The organism is Caulobacter sp. (assembly GCF_965279145.1).
Classification (GTDB): Bacteria; Pseudomonadota; Alphaproteobacteria; order Caulobacterales; family Caulobacteraceae; genus Caulobacter.
In genome coordinates, this window is record NZ_OZ257139.1 from 1,466,836 (window position 1) to 1,484,255 (window position 17,420).

The 17,420-nt window shown below is 69.1% G+C and carries 15 protein-coding genes and 1 tRNA gene; 8 read left to right on the forward strand and 8 right to left on the reverse strand.

Features of this window, described 5'->3' with window-relative positions; translation table 11 throughout:
• Positions 1-38: 38 nt before the first annotated feature.
• The gene (locus tag ACQY9P_RS06785) at positions 39-1,010 is read right to left on the reverse strand and encodes a GAF domain-containing protein (RefSeq protein ID WP_421740004.1); all 972 of its coding nucleotides are present in this window, start codon (positions 1,008-1,010) and stop codon (positions 39-41) included.
• A 126-nt stretch (positions 1,011-1,136) separates the two neighbouring features.
• On the opposite strand from ACQY9P_RS06785, the gene ACQY9P_RS06790 reads away from it, so the two are divergent.
• Complete coding sequence (locus ACQY9P_RS06790; RefSeq protein ID WP_421740143.1) at positions 1,137-1,889, forward strand: creatininase family protein; 753 nt, start codon at positions 1,137-1,139, stop codon at positions 1,887-1,889.
• A 118-nt stretch (positions 1,890-2,007) separates the two neighbouring features.
• Here ACQY9P_RS06790 and ACQY9P_RS06795 read toward each other — a convergent pair whose 3' ends face one another.
• The 5 genes from ACQY9P_RS06795 to tsaD all read right to left on the reverse strand — a co-directional run bounded on the left by ACQY9P_RS06795 (position 2,008) and on the right by tsaD (position 6,870).
• Positions 2,008-3,813, reverse strand: coding sequence for a methyl-accepting chemotaxis protein (locus ACQY9P_RS06795; protein WP_421740003.1), 1,806 nt, complete (start codon positions 3,811-3,813; stop codon positions 2,008-2,010).
• Positions 3,814-3,923: 110 nt separating this feature from the next.
• Positions 3,924-4,289 carry a Rieske (2Fe-2S) protein gene (locus tag ACQY9P_RS06800; protein WP_421740002.1) on the reverse strand — a complete coding sequence of 122 codons (366 nt, stop codon included), beginning with the start codon at positions 4,287-4,289 and terminating at the stop codon, positions 3,924-3,926.
• A gap of 64 nt (positions 4,290-4,353) precedes the next feature.
• Positions 4,354-4,635, reverse strand: a complete 282-nt coding sequence (locus ACQY9P_RS06805) for a YciI family protein (RefSeq protein WP_421740001.1) — start codon at positions 4,633-4,635, stop codon at positions 4,354-4,356.
• A gap of 145 nt (positions 4,636-4,780) precedes the next feature.
• Entirely contained in the window at positions 4,781-5,776 is a 996-nt protein-coding gene (locus ACQY9P_RS06810) for an NAD(P)H-dependent glycerol-3-phosphate dehydrogenase (RefSeq protein ID WP_421740000.1), read from the reverse strand.
• Positions 5,773-6,870: a tRNA (adenosine(37)-N6)-threonylcarbamoyltransferase complex transferase subunit TsaD gene (gene tsaD, locus ACQY9P_RS06815; protein ID WP_421739999.1), complete on the reverse strand. Its 1,098-nt coding sequence runs from the start codon at positions 6,868-6,870 to the stop codon at positions 5,773-5,775. The genes ACQY9P_RS06810 and tsaD overlap by 4 nt, the downstream gene beginning before the upstream one ends.
• 73 nt (positions 6,871-6,943) lie before the next feature.
• Here tsaD and hemC point away from each other — a divergent pair, with 73 nt between their 5' ends.
• From hemC to ACQY9P_RS06850, 7 genes are all read left to right on the forward strand, one after another.
• The gene (gene hemC / locus ACQY9P_RS06820; RefSeq protein WP_421739998.1) at positions 6,944-7,900 is read left to right on the forward strand and encodes a hydroxymethylbilane synthase; all 957 of its coding nucleotides are present in this window, start codon (positions 6,944-6,946) and stop codon (positions 7,898-7,900) included.
• Between the two features lie 5 nt (positions 7,901-7,905).
• A complete protein-coding gene (locus tag ACQY9P_RS06825) occupies positions 7,906-8,601 on the forward strand; it encodes a uroporphyrinogen-III synthase (RefSeq protein WP_421739997.1) in 696 nt (231 codons plus the stop codon).
• A gap of 44 nt (positions 8,602-8,645) precedes the next feature.
• The gene (locus ACQY9P_RS06830; protein ID WP_421739996.1) at positions 8,646-9,530 is read left to right on the forward strand and encodes a COG4223 family protein; all 885 of its coding nucleotides are present in this window, start codon (positions 8,646-8,648) and stop codon (positions 9,528-9,530) included.
• Positions 9,527-11,062 (forward strand): heme biosynthesis protein HemY, encoded by a 1,536-nt coding sequence (locus ACQY9P_RS06835; RefSeq protein WP_421739995.1) that lies wholly within the window; start codon positions 9,527-9,529, stop codon positions 11,060-11,062. The genes ACQY9P_RS06830 and ACQY9P_RS06835 overlap by 4 nt, the downstream gene beginning before the upstream one ends.
• 39 nt (positions 11,063-11,101) lie before the next feature.
• Positions 11,102-11,177: transfer RNA gene (locus ACQY9P_RS06840), tRNA-Thr, on the forward strand.
• Positions 11,178-11,763: 586 nt separating this feature from the next.
• Positions 11,764-12,294 (forward strand): hypothetical protein, encoded by a 531-nt coding sequence (locus tag ACQY9P_RS06845; protein ID WP_421739994.1) that lies wholly within the window; start codon positions 11,764-11,766, stop codon positions 12,292-12,294.
• Between the two features lie 26 nt (positions 12,295-12,320).
• On the forward strand, positions 12,321-14,345 hold the full coding sequence (locus ACQY9P_RS06850) for a TonB-dependent receptor plug domain-containing protein (RefSeq protein WP_421739993.1): 2,025 nt from the start codon (positions 12,321-12,323) through the stop codon (positions 14,343-14,345).
• Between the two features lie 62 nt (positions 14,346-14,407).
• Here the strand turns inward: ACQY9P_RS06850 and ACQY9P_RS06855 are convergent, their stop codons facing one another.
• Together ACQY9P_RS06855 and ACQY9P_RS06860 are read right to left on the reverse strand one after the other, a co-directional pair.
• On the reverse strand, positions 14,408-15,061 hold the full coding sequence (locus ACQY9P_RS06855; RefSeq protein WP_421739992.1) for a hypothetical protein: 654 nt from the start codon (positions 15,059-15,061) through the stop codon (positions 14,408-14,410).
• A gap of 160 nt (positions 15,062-15,221) precedes the next feature.
• Positions 15,222-17,420: a 3-hydroxyacyl-CoA dehydrogenase NAD-binding domain-containing protein gene (locus tag ACQY9P_RS06860; RefSeq protein ID WP_421739991.1), complete on the reverse strand. Its 2,199-nt coding sequence runs from the start codon at positions 17,418-17,420 to the stop codon at positions 15,222-15,224.

A 17,420-nucleotide genomic window follows, 5' to 3' on the forward strand; every position in this document is an offset into this window, starting at 1 on the left:
GCTCAAGCCGGCGCCTTCTGTCGCAGGAATGCGACAGGTCAGACGTCTTTCGACGGCCGATGCAGGTCCAGGCGCTTCATCTTGCGGTGCAGGGTGGCGCGACTGACGCCCAGGTCACGGGCCGCGGCCGAGACGCTGCCCCCGGCCCGGCTGAGCGCCCGCTTGACCGCGCCGCGTTCAGCCTCGACCAGATCAGACCGTCCCGCGCCTTCCGGACCGGCCATCAGGTCCGAAGCCGAAGCGCCCCACTGGATCATCTGGTCGGTCAGCCGCGCCACCTTGCGCGCGGCGTGGGTGGCGCCCACCACCATGTCGTCGCCGTCGACCGCCAGCAGCGGCGTGCTCGACCGCGCGCCGGGCTCGCCCAGCATCATCAGGCGGGCATGGGGAAAGGTCTGGCGGAAGGCCTCGGCCTCGATGCGCCGGGCGGCGTCCAGCACCGCCGCGCGCAGCAGCTCGACCATGTCGCCCAGCCCCGCCCGGCACGACGACACATCCAGCGCGCCGGCCAGGCGCCCCCAGGGGTCGTAGATCGGCGCCACCGTGCAGCTGAGGCCGATGTTCTTGGTGTGGAAGTGCTCGTCGCGATGAATGGTCAGGGGGCGCTGCTCGGCGAGGCAGGTGCCGACGCCGTTGGTGCCCTCGGCGGCCTCGCTCCACACCACGCCCGTCCACAGGCCCCAGAGCCGGAACACCGAGTCATCGCCCGCCTCGCCCCGGCGATCCACCGGCGCGCCGGTGGCGTCGGTCAGCAGCACGCAGCAGCCGGCGTGGCCGACAGCCTTGAACAGGGCGTCGAGGCTGGCCTGGGCGGCGGGCAGGACCGCGCCCATGCCGTCCCGGGCCTGTCGCAGTTCGGCGCTGGACAGCACATGGGGCGGGGCGCGGCGTTCGGGATCCAGGCCATGCACGGTCACGCAGCGTCGCCATGAGGCGGCGACCGACGACAGGGCGGACTGCGAGCCATCGAGGCTGGCGAGCACGCGATGAGCGTGGCCCTGCGGGGCCATGGGCTTCCTCCCGGATTTTTTCCCAGCATGCGCCCGAGATCACGGCGCAGGCAAGACGCCCGGTTGTCGCTTAACCCCGGGGTCGGTACGCGCTATGCCGAAGGCCTGTCGCTTCCGGAGGCCCTGATGCTGCTCGCCCTCTCAACCTGGTCCGAGATCGAGACCTTCCTGAAGACCAGCAAGACCGTGGTCGTGCCCATCGGCTCGAACGAGCAGCACGGCCCCACGGGCCTGCTGGGCACCGACTGGCTGTGTCCGGAGATCATCTCGCACGAGGCCCAGAAGCAGTCCGACACCGTGCTGGTGGCGCCGACCTTCAACATCGGCATGGCCCAGCACCACCTGGCCTTTCCGGGCACCATCTTCCTGCGGCCTTCGACCTTCATCGCCGCGATCGGCGACTGGGTGCGGTCGCTGGGCGCGCATGGTTTCGAGCGGATCTATTTCCTCAACGGCCACGGCGGCAATGTCGCCTCGATCGAGGCGGCGTTCTCGGAGATCTATGCCGACTACAGCTTCCGCGGCGCGCGCGCGCCGTTCGCGCTGAAGCTGAAGAACTGGTGGGACCTGGCCGGCGTCAACGCCCTGGCCAACCGGCAATTCCCCGTCGGTCACGGCAGCCACGCCACCCCGTCCGAGATCGCGGTGACCCAGTGGGCCTATCCAGAGACGATCAAGACCACCGCCTATGAACCGAAGATCGCGCCGACGGGTCCGATCCGCGAGGCTTTGGACTTCCGCGCCCGCTATCCCGATGGGCGCATGGGTTCGGATCCAGCCCTGGCCACGCCGGAAAAGGGCGGGGAACTGGTGGCGATGGCGGCCAAGGCCCTGATCGAGGACCTGGCGGCGTTCTCGGCGGAGAAGGCGCCGGTCTAGGAGCAAAAAGGCTTGTCATCCCGGGCTTGGCGTAGCGAAGGCCCCAGATCAGGGCATGCGTCTGTGCTTGCGGCGGTCCCGGATCGACCTTTCAGGCCGTCCGGGACGACAATAGCGATTAAGCCGCTTGGCGCTGGCCGCCCGCTTGCGCGGCGTCGATCCGCAGTTCGCCCATGCGCTGAGCCAGGCGCGTCGCTTCCTGAGCCAGGGCGTGGCTGGCGGCGGTGGTTTCCTCGACCATGGCCGCGTTCTGCTGGGTGACCTGGTCCATCTGGTTCATGGTCGTGTTGACCTCGGCCAGGCCGCGAGCCTGTTCGGCGGCCGACGCGGCCATTTCGCCGATCAGGGCGTCGATCTGGTCGACCTCGTCGGCAATGGCGCGCAGGGCCTCGCCGGCCTTGCCGACATATTCGACCCCCTGGCCGACCTCGGCCGCGCTGGTGGCGATCAGGGTCTTGATCTCCTTGGCGGCGTCGGCGGACCGCTGGGCCAGGGCCCGGACTTCCTGGGCGACCACGGCGAAGCCGCGACCGGCCTCGCCGGCCCGGGCGGCCTCGACCCCGGCGTTGAGGGCCAGCAGGTTGGTCTGGAAGGCGATTTCGTCGATCACCCCAATGATCTGGCCGATCTGGCTGGAGGACTTTTCGATCGCGCCCATGGCGCTGACGGCCTGGTCGACGATCGCGCCGCTGTTACCGGCGGCGGCGCGGGCCTGTTCGACCACCTTGCGGACCCGGTTGGCCCCTTCAGCGGTCTGGCGCACCGTGCTGGTGATCTCGTCAAGGGCCGCGGCGGCCTCTTCCAGGCTGGCGGCCTGATGCTCGGTGCGGCGCGACAGGTCGTCGGCGGCCTCGGTGATCTCTGCGGTGCCCCCGTGGATCATCGACACCCCCTCCAGAGAGGCGGCGATCACGCCTGACAGCTTGTGAACCGCCGCATTGTAGTCGGTGCGAAGGCGCTCATAGCCTTCGGGAAAATGCTGATCGATGCGATGCGAGAGATCGCCGTCGGCCAGTTGCCGAAGGGCGTCGCCCAGATTGCCGACCACGGCGTTCTGGGCCGCGTCCTCGGCGGCGCGCCGGGCTTCGGACGCGTGACGCTCGACTTCCAGGGCGTCGCGGACATCGGCGGCTTCGAGTTCTTTCTGGCGGGCTTCGACGGCGTCGCGGAAGGCGACCAGAGCGGTGGTCATCTCCCCGATCTCGTCGCTGCGGCGATTCTGTGGAATTTTCGCTCCCACGTCGCCCTGCGCAAGGCGACGCAGGCACTGCGTGATCAGGACCAGCGGGGTGATAAGACCCTGACGAGCGGCGATGATCAGGCCCGCGGCCAGGGCGGCCGCGGCCAGCAATAGTCCCCCCATGACGGCCTGGCCGATACGGCTCAGGGATCTGGCCGCCGCCGCATCGCGGCTCGAGGCCTGCTCGATCTTCTCGGAAGCGCCTTCCATCGCGCCTTCCAGGGTCGTGAACTGGGTATTGAAGCCCGGCAGCTTGGCGCGCGTCCCCGCAGGGTCCTTATCCGCCACCGATGCGAGGTCCTGGGCCGCCGCGATATAGGCCTTCAGGGGCGCGTCGACTTCGGCGAGGGCGGCCTTCACGGCAGGGTCGCGCGCGATCGCCTGGCCTTCCTGGATATCCTTGTTGAAGGCCTCGACATGTTCGGCCATCGATTTTCGCACCTCGGCGATGTCGATGGCGAGCGTCGGGTCGCTGGACATGATGGCCTGGCTGACGTCCGTGCGCAGGGTATCGTGCATCATGTCCGCGTGCATGTGCAGACGCATGTTGCGCGCCGAGATTTCAGCTCGATCGAGCGCCGAGCCCAGGCTCAGCGCCACCCAAAGCCCGGTGCCCGCCGTCGCCGCGCAAAGCAGTGCGGCGCCGGCGCTCGCCCCGATAATCTTCTGACCCAGTGACGCCATCTGATCGCCTCCCCCTCGGATATCGATTCCGAGCGGCCCTCAGGATGAAGGCGACATGTCTAACGGATCTTAACCTTAAGCCTCTCGGTGAGCGACATAATGTCGCGCGATCAAGCGGTTACGATGTCTTTGCCGACGGCGCGCACCGGCCATGACATCAGCGTCTGGCCGGGACAGGGGCCCGCCACGCAGACCCCGTCCTCGATCCGGAACAGGGCCGCATGGCCGCCGCAGAGGATCAGGTCATTCTCACGCGTGAGAAAGCGGCCCGCGAATCCGGCCAGCGGCCATCCCGCATGCGGGCAGCTGTCGACATAGCCAAACAGCGCCTCGCCCCGCCGGACGACGAAGCCCGCGAACAATGCCTGGTCCTCGCGGAAGCGAAACCCCTTGGCGCCGGGTGAGGCGATCTCGTCGAGCGCGCACAGAAGCGTCCCGGGAGCCGGGCGGGCGGGATTGTCGGGGTCGGTGCGCATCAGGTCCCTGATCTCCTGTCCTGTGCTCTGCGGCCTTGGCCGGGAAGAGCAGAGGATGTGGAGCTTAAAGTTCGCCGATGGCCAGGCGCCAGGGGCGGACCTCGACGCTCTCGAACACGCCGGCGGCGGTGAAGGGGTCGTTGTCGGCCTGGGCCTGGGCGGCGGCCAGGTCGTCGGCCTCGACGATCAGCAGCGAACCGACCGGATTGCCGTCCTCGCCCAGCAGAGCGCCGGCCAGTTTCAGGCCCTTGGAGTCCTTCAGATAGTCCAGATGGACAGGCCGGGTCGCCAGGCGGTTTTCCAGCGCGCCGGGCTTGTCCTTGCAGGTGATGGCGAAGAGAGGCATCGGGCGGTCCTTGGTTGAGGGTGGTTAGCTTTGCGTCCTTCGAGGCCCGCTGCGCGGGCGCCTCAGGATGAGGAATTCAGGTGCAATCCACGATCCTCATCCTGAGGTGCGAACCGCAGGTGAGCCTCGAAGGACGCAAGACGTTTCAAACTTCAGCCTTCAGCGGGCGCGACAGCAGGCCGGCGATGGCGGCGTCGACCTCGACCTCGCCGGCCAGGATGGCGGCGACAGCCTGAGAGATCGGGGCCTCGACACCCAGGCGCCGCGCCAGTTGACGCACGGCCGGGGCCGAGGCGACGCCTTCGGCCACCGACAGCTTGCCGGCCAAGGCTTCTTCCAGGCTCATGCCCTGGCCCAGGGCCAGGCCCACGCTCATGTTACGCGACTGGGGGCTGGAGCAGGTGAGCACCAGATCGCCCAGGCCGCACAGGCCGGCGACGGTCTCGGCCTTGCCGCCCAAGGCCACCGCAAGACGGGTCAACTCGGCGAAGCCCCGGGTAATCAGGGCGGCGTGCGCGCTGCGGCCCAGACCCTTGCCCTCGACGATGCCGCAGGCGATGGCCAACACGTTCTTGACCGCCCCGCCCGCCTCCGCGCCGATCAGGTCGGCGACGAGATAGGGGCGGAAGGTCGGGGTGGCGATGGTCTCGGCGATGGCGCGGCCCAGGGCCTCGTCCTCGCAGGCCAGGGTGACGGCGGTGGGCAGGTTGCGCGCCACCTCGCCGGCGAAGCTGGGACCCGACAGCACCGCGATCGGAGCGTCCGGCAGGGTCTCGGCGGCGACCTCGGTCATCAGCTTCAAACTGCCCTGCTCGACGCCCTTGGCGCACAGCACCACCGGCACGCCGGCGCGCAGATGGGGCGCCAGGGCCTTGAGCGCCGAGCGAAGGTGCTGGGCCGGGGCGACCGCCAGGATCAGGTCGCAGCCGGCGAGACCGGCCATGTCGGAGACGGCGGCGATCTCGGCCTCGAGCGCGACGCCCGGCAGGAACAGCGTATTCTCGCCCTTGGCCTTGATGCTTTCGACCACCTCGGATTCGCGGGCCTGCAGGGTGACCTTCAGGCCGGCCCGGGCGCAGACCTGGGCCAGGGCCGTGCCCCAGGCCCCGGCGCCGATGACGCCTGCGTGCTTAAAGGTCATGCCTTGGCTCCCTTGCGACCGAAACTGTTGCTCGGATTTGACAACGCGGAAGCTTCGTCCAGCGGCCAGCGTGGACGCGCCACGGCGTCGAGATCGTCGAAAATCCCCAGCGCCAGGCGCTCCGCGCCGGCCAGGGCGATCATCGCGGCGTTGTCGGTGCAATAGGCCAGGGGCGGCGCGTCGAACGTAAAGCCGTTGTCGTCGCAGTTCTTCTTCAGCGCCGCCTTGACCGCGCCATTGGCCGCCACGCCGCCGGCCACCACGAAGCGCAGCGGCTGGTCCGGATGGCTCTCTCTATAGAGTTTCATGGCGCGGTCGGTGCGTTCCGACAGCTGGCGGGCGATGGCGGCCTGGACGGCGGCGGCCAGATCGGCGCGCGATTGGTCGTCCGTGATCTTCTCGGCCTGCCGGGCGGCGGCGGTCTTCAGGCCCGAGAACGAGAAATCGCAGTCCTTGCGGCCCAGCAGGGCGCGCGGCAGCTCGAACTTGCTCGGATCGCCGCTCGCCGCCAGCTTTTCCAGGGCCGGACCGCCCGGATAGGGCAGGCCCAGGGACTTGGCGATCTTGTCGAAGGCCTCGCCGGCCGCGTCGTCGATGGTGGTGCCCAGGCGGGTGCAGGCGCCGACCCCGGCGACCTCCAGCAACTGGCAGTGACCGCCGGATACCAGCAGCAGCAGGAAGGGATAGGGAATGTCGGCGCCCAGGCGGGCCGAGACGGCGTGACCTTCCAGATGATTGACCGCCACCAGGGGCACGTCGCGGGCGAGGGCCACGGCCTTGCCGAACGCCAGCCCGACCATCACCCCGCCCACGAGGCCGGGTCCGGCCGTGGCCGCGACGCCGTCCAGATCAGCGAACGACAGACCCGAGGCGCGCATCGCCTCGGCGGCGATGGCGTCGATGGCTTCCACGTGAGCGCGGGCGGCGATCTCGGGCACGACGCCGCCAAACGGGGCGTGCTGCTCGAACTGGGTGCCGATGACAGACGACAACACCGTCACCGTTCCATCCGCCGCGCGACGCACGACCGAGGCCGCGGTCTCGTCGCAGCTGGTCTCCAGGCCAAGGATCGTCAGGGTCTTGGGGTTCGGCATTCGGTTGCGGGGTTCCCGCCGCTCCTGTAGCAGCGATGACTTCAATCTTGTCTCCGCAGGTAACGTTCCGACCGTGTCCCGGCAACCTCCCATCCGCATTGGCGCCCGCGGCTCCAAGCTCTCACTGGCCCAGTCCGGCCTCATGCAGGTGCGGATCGCCGCCGCGCTCGGCGCGTCCCCCGGCGAGGAAGAGGCCTATGCGCCCCTGATCCCGATCGTGACCTCGGGTGACCGCATCCAGGATCGTCGCCTGATGGAGATCGGCGGCAAGGGCCTGTTCACCAAGGAAATCGAGGAAGCCCTGCTGGACGGCCGCATCGACTGCGCCATCCACTCGCTCAAGGACATGCCCGCCGAACTGCCGCCGGGCCTGATCCTGGCCGCCACGCCCGAACGCGAGGATCCGCGCGACGCCTTCATCAGCCATGTGTGCGACCGTCTGGAAGACCTGCCCCACGGCGCACGGCTGGGCACGGCGTCTCTGCGTCGCCAGGCTCAGGCCCTGCACGTGCGGCCCGATCTCGAGATCATCATGCTGCGCGGCAATGTCGACACCCGTCTGGCCAAGCTGGAGCGCGGTGAGGCCGACGCCATCCTGCTGGCCCAGTCCGGCCTGAACCGCCTGGGCCTTGGACATCTGCCGAAGAGCTGGATCGATCCGATCGCCTGCCCGCCGGCCCCCGGTCAGGGCGCCCTGGTCATCGAGACCCGGCTTGAGGATGTGAACGCCGACTGGCTGGAAGCCGTCCGTTGCCGTCCGACCACGATCTGCGTGGCCGCCGAGCGCGGCGCGCTCTATGCGCTGGAAGGCTCCTGCCGCACCGCGATCGGGGCGCATGCCATCCTGGACGGTCAAAGCCTGTCGATGATCGTCGAGGCCCTGACGCCCGATGGCGTTCAACGTTTCCGTCGCGAGGGCGAGATCACCCTGGATGGGGCCGACGATGTGGCCGCCGCCCGCGCGCTGGGCCTGTCGCTGGGCGGTCAAGTGCGGGCCGAGGGCGGCGACGCCCTGATCCTGCCGGACTAGGACCCATGAGCGCGGGCGGCGCGATCTGGATCACCCGCGCCCAGCCCGGCGCCCAGGCCACGGCCCGCCGGGTCGAGGCCTTGGGCTACGCGCCGCTGGTCGACCCGCTGCTGGAAATCTGCGCCCTGACGCCCGAGGTCGACCTGGGCGACATCGCGGCCCTGGCCTTCACCAGCGCCAACGGCGTCGAGGCCTTCGCCCGCCTGTCGGCGATTCGCGACCTGCCGGTCTTCGCCGTGGGCGAGACGACGGCCATGGCCGCCCGCGCGGCGGGTTTCGCAAATCCCGTCAGCGCCGACGGCGATGTCGAGGCCCTGGCCGCAGTGATCGCCGCGACGCGTCCCGGCCAGGTGCTGTGCGTCGGCGCCGAGGAGCCGGCCGCCGATCTGCCCGCCCTGCTGGCCCGTGGCGGCGTCGCGGCCCGCGCCCTCGCCGTCTACGCCTCGCGGGACCGCGCGCCGACGCCGCAAACCCTGGACCGCCTGGGGGAGCTTGACGCCGTGCTGCTGCATTCGCCCCGCGCTGCGCGGGGACTGGCGGCGATCCTGCGGACCGCGCCGGCGCCAGGCCTGAAGGCCCTGTGCCTGTCGCCCGCCGTGGCCGAGCCCCTGGCCGCCGCCCATCGGGAAGGACGTCTGGGGCCTGTGGCCTTCGCGCCTCGACCCCGCGAATCCGCCCTGCTGGATCTTCTGACGCGATAGCTTGAACATTGCGCGGCGGTTCGGCGTGGGGCACGAATGGGCGCATGAACGCCGCTCCAGATCCCGCTGAAATCATCGCCCCCAGCGATCCCGCGATCTATGCCCGCCGCCGTCCGCTGCTAGGGCCCGGTTTCTGGGCGATGCTCGCGCTTTGCGTCGTCTGCGTGGCGCTGGGCGCCCTGGTCACCCGCTTCGGACCCAGCTGGTTCCCGCTGAAGGCCGAGCCGGTCCAAAGCGATATCGTCGCCACGCCCAGCGCGACCCCGCCCGGTGCCCGTCTGCCGGTAGGCTCGCCCCTGCCGGTCGAGGCGACCCCACCCGACGCGGCTCCGGCCTCGGCCGAGATCGCCCGCCTGGAGGGACGTATCGTCGCCCTGGAAGCCGGCCAGAGGGGCGTCCTCGACGCCGCCGCCGCCAGCCTGGCCGCCGCCGCCCTGGCCGAGGCCGCGCAGACCTCACGACCGTTCGGCGAGGACCTGGCCAGCCTGGAGCGGGTGCTGCCGCTGTCGCCCGACCTGAGGGCCCTGGCCCGTCTGGCCGAGGCCGGCGCGCCGACCCGCGCCGGCCTGGCTGCCGAGTTCGAAAGCCTGGCCGGCCGCGCCGCCACCGCCGCCCACAATCCCGGCGAGGACGCCGACCTGCTGGCCCGCGTCCGCTACGCCCTCTCCAGCATCGTCTCGATCCGCCAGATCAGCTCGACGCGCGGCTCGACGCCGGACGCCAAGCTGGCCCGCGCCCAGCGCCTGCTCGACGAAGGCGATGTCGAGGGCGCGATCCGGGCGCTGGACACCCTTCCCGACCCCGCCCGCATGGTTCTGGCCCCGTGGCTGGCCTCGGCCGAGCGCCGCGTCGAGATTGATCGCCACGTCTCCGCCATCCGGGCCGACGCCCTGGCCGGCCTGGCCCAGGTCTCGCGGGCCGCCCCATGATCCGCACCGCGTTCATCCTCTTCGTGGTCGCGGCGGTCGCCGTCGCCATCGTGGCCCTGACGGGCGAGCCGGGCCGGGCGCATCTGGACTGGATGGGCTGGCGCATCGAGATGACGGCCGCCGCCGCCGCCCTGCTCACCCTGTTCTCGGCGCTGCTGGCCACCATCCTTTGGCGCGGCCTGATCTGGGTGATCGAAGCCCCGCGCCGCGCGGCCAGGGCCCGGGCCGAGAACAAGCGGCAACAGGGCGTCGAGGCCCTGTCGCGCGGCTTTCTCGCCGTCGCGGCGGGCGATGGCTCGGAAGCGCGCCGTCTCGCCCAGAAGGCCGCTGACCTGGCCGAGGATGCGCCCGGCCTCGTGCGCGTCCTGGCCGCCCAGGCGGCTGAGGCCGCCGGCGATCACGCCGCCGCCAAGGCCGCCTATACCGCCATGCTCGGCTTTCCCGAGATGCGCCTGGCCGGTCTGCGCGGCCTGATGCAGACCGCCCTCGCCGAGGGCGACCGCGTCGCCGCCGTCCGTCACGCCGAAACCGCCTTTGGCCTGGCCCGGACGGCCCGCTGGGCCTGGCGGGCCCTGCTGGAATCGCGACTCGAGGCCGGTGACTGGGCCTCGGCGCTGGATCTGGCCCAGAGCGCTCTGGATCGCAAGATCGTGCCCCCGGTTGTCGCCGAACGCGCCCGCGCCGCCCTGCTGGCCGCCTCCTCCGCCAGCCTGGACGGCGCCGAGGACGCCCGCAAGCGCGCCCAGGCCCTCGACTTCGCCACCCAGGCGGCCAGGCTCAAGCCTGATTTCGCCCCGGGCGTGGTCATGGCCGCGCGTCTGCTGGCCGCCGATGGCAAGGTCGCCAAGGCCGGACAACTGATCGAGGCCGCCTGGAAGAGCGCGCCCCACCCGGCCCTGTGGCTGGCTTACCGCGACCTGAAGACCAACGAGACCCCAAAGGCCCGGGCCACGCGCCTGGCCGCCCTGGCGGCCTTGAAGCCTGACGCGCGCGAGAGCCGCATCCTGCGCGTCGAGAGCGCTCTGATCGGCGGCGATCCGGTCGCCGCCCGCGCCGCCGCCCGCCTGCTGGACGCGGAGGCCCCGACCGCCCGCTTCGCCGGCCTCATGTCCCGGGTCGCCTTCGCCAACGGAGAGGCCGACGAGGCGCGCGCCTGGATCGCTCGCGGCGCTGCCGCGCCGCAGGAGCCCGACTGGTCCGACCTCGACCCCGAGGGGCGCGCCTTCGCCTATGGTCGCGAGGACTGGGCCCGCCTGGCCGTCAGCTTCGCCGAGACGGGCGAGCTGATCCACCCGCGCCACGAGCGGCGCGAGCGCACCATGAACGACTTGCCCGAGCTGCCGTCGGCCTATGTGGAATCGACGCCCTTCGTCCGCGCGGCCGAGGTCGGCGGGCCGCTGATGCCGATCCCCGATGACCCTGGCGTGTTCGACACGGCGCCGCTTTCGGAGCCTCCCGGAGAGGGTCCAGCGCCGCGTCGCAATTCAGGTGCAAGACGGCGCTTGGCAAGTGGCCCTCGCCCCGCTAAATAGGCGCCTCCTCGCGGTCGGGCTTCGCCCGAAGCGACGTGGGCCGCTTTAGCTCAGCTGGTAGAGCACATCATTCGTAATGATGGGGTCAGGTGTTCGAGTCACCTAAGCGGCACCACCCTCCTTCTCCGAAATCCGACATCTCGACGCCTGCGGCAGCCTTCCGGGTTGAGGCGGTTCGCCTGCTCGCGGACGTCCGCTCGCGCCGCTTCGGGGCGTCATTTCGCGGTCATTCGCGCCATGGCCCGCGCCGCGACGGTCCCTGACGGCGCCCCCGAAGTGGCGCGGGGAAGGGTGGCATATCCCCAAAATGGGGAGCGTTTGCCCCCTTGACCGGCCTCTGCGACAAAATGACCGTTTCAGTTTTCGCGCCGCGCCATGACCGGTTTCGCCGCCGGTCTGCCCTGTCCTGGGGCCGGCACTACCGCCAGCTCAGCTTAAGCTCCAAAGCCTCTCCATAAGTCAGATGAGGTTATGGAGCAGCCTTTCGGAGGCTATATTCGAGACATGATGATGTAAATATCGCGATAGACGATATTGAATCGTCGGTATGGCTGGGTAGTGCGGCGTTTTATACTTGCGACATCTTTAAATCTATCGAAGCGTAACCGCGTTATGCGGCGGTCGGTTACTTTCTGTTTACTATCGGACGTCCAATTCCCTAACGCGAAAGCTCGGCAGACACCGGGCAGGGGATGAACATGATGTCGAACAAGATCAAGCCAGGCGCGCTGGCGCTATTTGCCCTGGTGCTCGCCGCCGCGCCGCTAAGCGCACACGCCGACGCCGCCAAAGACCTGCAGGTCGCGGGTCGCGCACTCACCTTCCTCGAGAACGGTCCGACGGGCAAAGCCACGCTGGGCGTCGTCTTCGATCCGTCCAAGCCCGCCTCGGTCGCCGAGAAGAACGCGGTCATGGCCGCCATCGGCGGCGGCCTGAGCGCCGGCGCACTGACCCTGGTCGGCAAGCCGGTCGAAGCCGGTGACGTCGCCGGCGTGTCGGGCGTCGCCGCTCTCTACATCACCACGGGCGTCAACGCCGGCCCGGTCGGCGCGGCCGCCAAGGGCAAGAAGATCATCACGATCGGTTCGGACATGTCCTGCGTGACCAGCGGCGCCTGCGTCATGAGCGTCTCGGCCGACCCGAAGGTGGAAATCGTGGTCAGCCGCTCGGCGGCGGCCGCGGTGGGCGCGGTCTTCAAGGCCGCCTTCCGCATGATGATCCGCGAAGTCTGACCCTAGCGAACGAAAGAGACACACCCATGAAAACGACTCTCTTCGCCGGCGCTGCGGTCGGCCTCTGCATCCTCGCCTCGGCGACCACCGCTTCGGCCCAGTCGATCGACTACGGCGCGATGGAACAGCTGTTCAACGAGCCCGTCACCACCAGCGCCACCGGCTCGCCGCAACGCGCCACCGAAGCGCCGGTCGACATGACCATCATCAGCGCTTCCGACATCAAGCGCTCGGGCGCCGGCGACCTGCCGACGATCCTGAGCCGCGTCGCGGGCGTGGATGTGCTGAACTTCGCCGCCGGCCAGTCCGACGTCGGCATCCGCGGCTACAACCAGGCCCGCTCGCCGCGCCTGCTGGTGCTGATCAACGGCCGCCAGGTCTATCTGGACCACTTCGGCTATACCGACTGGGCCTCGCTGCCGATCGAGCTGAGCGAAATCCGCCAGATCGAAGTCGTGCGCGGTCCCAACAGCGCCATCTTCGGCTTCAACGCCGTCTCGGGCGTGGTCAACATCATCACCTTCAATCCGAAGTTCGACGACACCAACGTCATCGAACTGCGGGCCGGCACGGGGTCCAGCACCAGCGTCTCGGCCGTGAAGACCGTCCGCCTGGGCGAGCGCCTGTCGTTCCGGATCTCGGGCGGCGTCGACCACGCCGATGAGTGGAAGAACACCACGTCGGGCACGGGCGCCGTCCTGGCCTCGCAGATCCACAATCCGTCGACGGCCCGCGCCAATATCGACGCCGTGGCCCAGCTGAACGACAAGACGACCCTGCGCGTCGAAGGTTCGATGTCGAACGGCTCGAGCACCCAGGTGATCTCGACCTTCGCCTACGCCGTTCACCGCATCAAGACCGACTCGCTGAAGGCCACGCTGAACGCGGACACCAAGGCTGGTCTGCTCCAGGCCCAAGTCTATCACAACGGCCTGGACGGCCTGACGCCCGGTCGTCGCTACATGAACGACATCACCGTCTACAGCCTGGAAGACCTGTTCAAGATCGGCGCGGCCCACACCGTGCGCGTCGGCCTGGAATACCGCGACAACCAGCTGGACACGGCTGGCTATGCCGGCGGCAAGATCAGCTACACCGTGCTGGCGCCGTCGGCGATGTGGAACTGGGTCGTCAGCCCCAAGCTGTCGGTGACCACCGCGGTCCGCCTCGACAAGCTGAGCCTGAAGCGCACCGGCACCTTCCCCGTCGGCACGCCGCAGGCCAACAACAGCCTGTGGGATCGTGACATCACCGAGACCAGCGTCAATCTCGGCGCGGTCTACAAGGTTTCGGACAAGGACACCCTGCGCGCCACCTACGCCCGCGGCGTTCAGGCTCCGACCCTGCTGGAACTGGGCGGCCTGCTGATCCCGCCCGCCACGGCGGCGCCCACCGGCGTGCTGATCACCGGCAACCCGCTGCTGGAGCCGGCCATCGTCAGCAACTATCAGCTGACCTATGACCGCGCCCTGCCCTCGCTGAAGGCCCGGGCCAGCGTCAAGCTGTTCACCCAGAAGACCGAAAGCGTGAAGGGTCAGTTCAGCACGGCGGCCGTCGACATCGCCGCCACCGCGACCACCTGGACCACCTTCACCTACAAGAACGTGTCCGACTCGAAGATGAGCGGCGTCGAGCTGTCCGCCTCGGGCAAGCTGGACGGCGGCTTCCACTGGACCGCCGACACCACCTACACGAACGTCAATGACAAGCCCTTCACCACCCTGTCGTCGGTCATCCTGCGCAAGGTGAACTTCGAGGCGACCTCGCCCAAGTATCGCAGCAACCTCGCCGCGGGCTGGTCGAACGACAAGTGGGCGGTCGATGGCTACGCTCACTTCGTCAGCAAGTTCTCGTCGTACAACGGCAACCTGCTGGAGCCGGTCAAGGGCTACACCACGGTCGCCGGCCGGGTCGCCTACACGGTCTCCGATGGCCTGGTCCTGGCTCTGAACGGCCAGAACCTGATGCATGATCGTCAGATGCAGGCCAAGGGCCCCAGCGGCCTGCAAGCCGAGCGTCGGGTGATGATCGGCCTGACCAAGAGCTGGTAAGCTCCAACCTCAGACCCTGATCGAGGGCTCCGCCGAAAGGCGGGGCCCTTTTTCGTTGCGGGTCAGTCCCAGCCCTTGATTTTCTTCTTCTTGCCCAGCGCGAAGATGCCCGGATAGGGCCCCTTGCCGGTGCGGTAGAGGCACCAGTCGTCGTCCTTCTTGCAGGCCCCGTCGAAGGCGGCCTTCTTGTCGGGATCGATGACGGCATACATGGCCGGGCGGTTCTTGTTCTGCTCGCCCAGCTTTTCGGCGCAGGCGTTGCGCTCGGCCTTGGTCAGGGCCAGTTCGTCGGCGTTGCGACAGCCTATGCCGTCGCGCGCCGCCTCGCGAAGCGCGTCGCCGCCGCCGGTCAGGGCGCGGGCCTTGAAGCCTGGCGGGGCGACGGCCTGGGTCGGCGCGGCGGGAACCGTCAACGTCGGCGCGGGCGCGGCCTTGGCGAGCGGTGGCGATCTGGCCGGCGCCGGCGCCGACAAGTGAGCGGCGGGCTTGGGCTGGACCGGTCGCGCCATCGCCTCGGTGGGAAGCACGGGGCTGAGCAGTTCCACCCTGATGGCCGGAGGCTCGACCAGGGGCGGCATGACGCGCACGCCCGCGACCAGTCCGCCCAGCACCAGCAGGTGCGCCGCCGCGGAACCCAGCAGGATCCATGGGCCGCCGCGCTTTCGCCGCCGCCTCGGCGATGGTCCGTCGGCGATCAGGGCGAGAGTCGCCTGCATCGGTCTGTCGTCTCGCGCCCGTCCACTCAAGCTCTTCACATAGGGACGGGGTGCGGCCGAACCATGGCCCGAACATCACGGCATGGAAATGAAGGGGCCGGACATGAAAAGGGCCCGGCGTCGCCGCCGGGCCCTTTCCTGTCTCAGCGATGGAAGAGGCTTACGCCGCCGCCTTCGTCTTGACGCCGAAGCGGCTGTAGAAGGTCTCGCCGTTGGCGGCCATTTCGCGCAGAAGCTTCGGCGGCGCAAAACGCGTGCCGAACTTCTGGGCCAGGGCGTCGCAGCCCTCGACGAAGGCCTTCAGGCCGATGCCGTCGATGAAGCTGACGGGACCGCCGGTCCAGGGCGCGAAGCCCCAGCCCAGGATCGCGCCGACATCGGCTTCGCGCGGATCGACGATGACGCCTTCCTCGAAGCAGCGGGCGGCTTCCACGGCCTGGCGATAGAGGAGACGCGTGCGGATCTCCTCGATCAGGGCCTTGTCGGCGTCCGTCGTGGTGACGGGCATCAGCTCGGCCAGACCCGGCCACAGCTTCTTCTGGCCGCCTTCCGGATAGTCATAGAAGCCCTTGCCGTTCTTGCGGCCGAAACGGCCCAGCTCGACGACCATCTTCTCGATGACCGGCGCGAACGGACGCTCTTCGTACTTGTCGCCGAGGTCCTTCTTGGTCTGCTCGCCGATCTTGTAGGAGAGGTCCAGAGCGACGTCGTCGTTCATCTCCAGCGGACCGCGCGGCATGCCGGTGGCGCGGCCGACATTGTCGATGATGGCGGGGGCGATGCCCTCGGCCATCATCTCCAGGCCTTCCTGCACGAAGGTGCCGAAGCAGCGGCTGGTGTAGAAGCCGCGGCTGTCATTGACGACGATCGGGGTCTTCTTGATCTTCAGGACGTAGTCGATCGACTTGGCCAGGGCTTCCTGGCTGGTCTGCTCGCCCATGATGATCTCGACCAGGCCCATCTTGTCGACCGGCGAGAAGAAGTGGATGCCGATGAAGCTTTCCGGACGCACCGACGCCTTGGCCAGGCCGGTGATCGGCAGGGTCGAGGTGTTGGAGCCGAAGATGGCGGTGTCGGCCAGCTGGGCTTCGGCCTTCTTGGTGACGTCGGCCTTCACTTCGCGGTTTTCAAACACCGCTTCGACCACCAGGTCCGAACCCTTGACCAGGGCGTAGTCGGTGGTCGGGGTGATCAGGGCCAGGACCTTCTCGCCCTTCTCGGCGGTCATCTTGCCGCGCGAGACGGCCTTCTTGACCAGGGCTTCGGCATAGCCCTTGCCCTTGTCGGCGGCTTCCTGGGTCTGGTCGATCAGCACGCTCTCGATGCCGGCCATGGCCTGCACATAGGCGATGCCCGCGCCCATCATGCCGGCGCCGAGGACGGCGACCTTCTTGACGTCATAGGCCGGCACGCCGGCCGGACGGCCCGAACCCTTGCCCAGCTCTTGCAGAGACAGGAACAGGGTGCGGATCATGCCCTTGGCCTGGGGCGTCATCATGGTCTTGAGGAAGTAGCGGGTCTCGATCCGCAGGGCGGCGTCGAACGGCACCTGGGTGCCCTCATAGACCGCCTTCATGATGTTCAGTTGGGCCGGATAGTTGCCATAGGTGCTCTTGCGCAGCATGGCGTTGCCCATCACGAACACCTGGCTGCCGGTCGGGGTGTAGGGACCGCCGCCGGGCAGCTTGAAGTCCTTCTTGTCCCAGGGGGCGACAGGATCGCCCTTGGTCTTGACCCAGGTCTTGGCGGCCTCGACCACCTGATCGGCGGGCACGACTTCATGCACGACCTTGGCGGCCAGCGCCTCGGCCGGCTTCATCGACTTGCCTTCCAGCAGGTAGGGCGCGGCGTTCATCACGCCCATCAGGCGCGGCAGACGCTGGGTGCCGCCGGCGCCCGGCAGCAGGCCGACCTTGGCTTCCGGCAGGGCCAGCTGGATCTTCGGGTTGTCGGCCACGACGCGGTAGTGGCAGGCCAGGGTGATTTCCAGGCCGCCGCCCATGGCCAGGCCATTGATGGCCGCGGCCACCGGCTTGCCGCAGGTTTCCAGGGCGCGGAACGCCTTGTTGAGCGCGAAGCCGGCCTCGAAGGCGGCCTTCAGGCCCTCTTCGCCGGCCGCGCCGCCACCCAGGCCGCCCGAGCCGCCCAGTTCGCCCAGGTCGGCGCCGGCGCAGAAGCCGGTCGTCTTGCCCGAGGTGATGACGGCGCCCTTGATGTTGGCGTCGCTCTTGATGGTCTCGACGACGTCGCCGATTTCCTTGATCACCGAAGCGGTCAGGGTGTTCATCGTCCGGCCGGGCACGTCGAAGGTGACCAGGGCCACGCCGTCGGAATCGACCTCGATCTTGAAGTTTTCCAT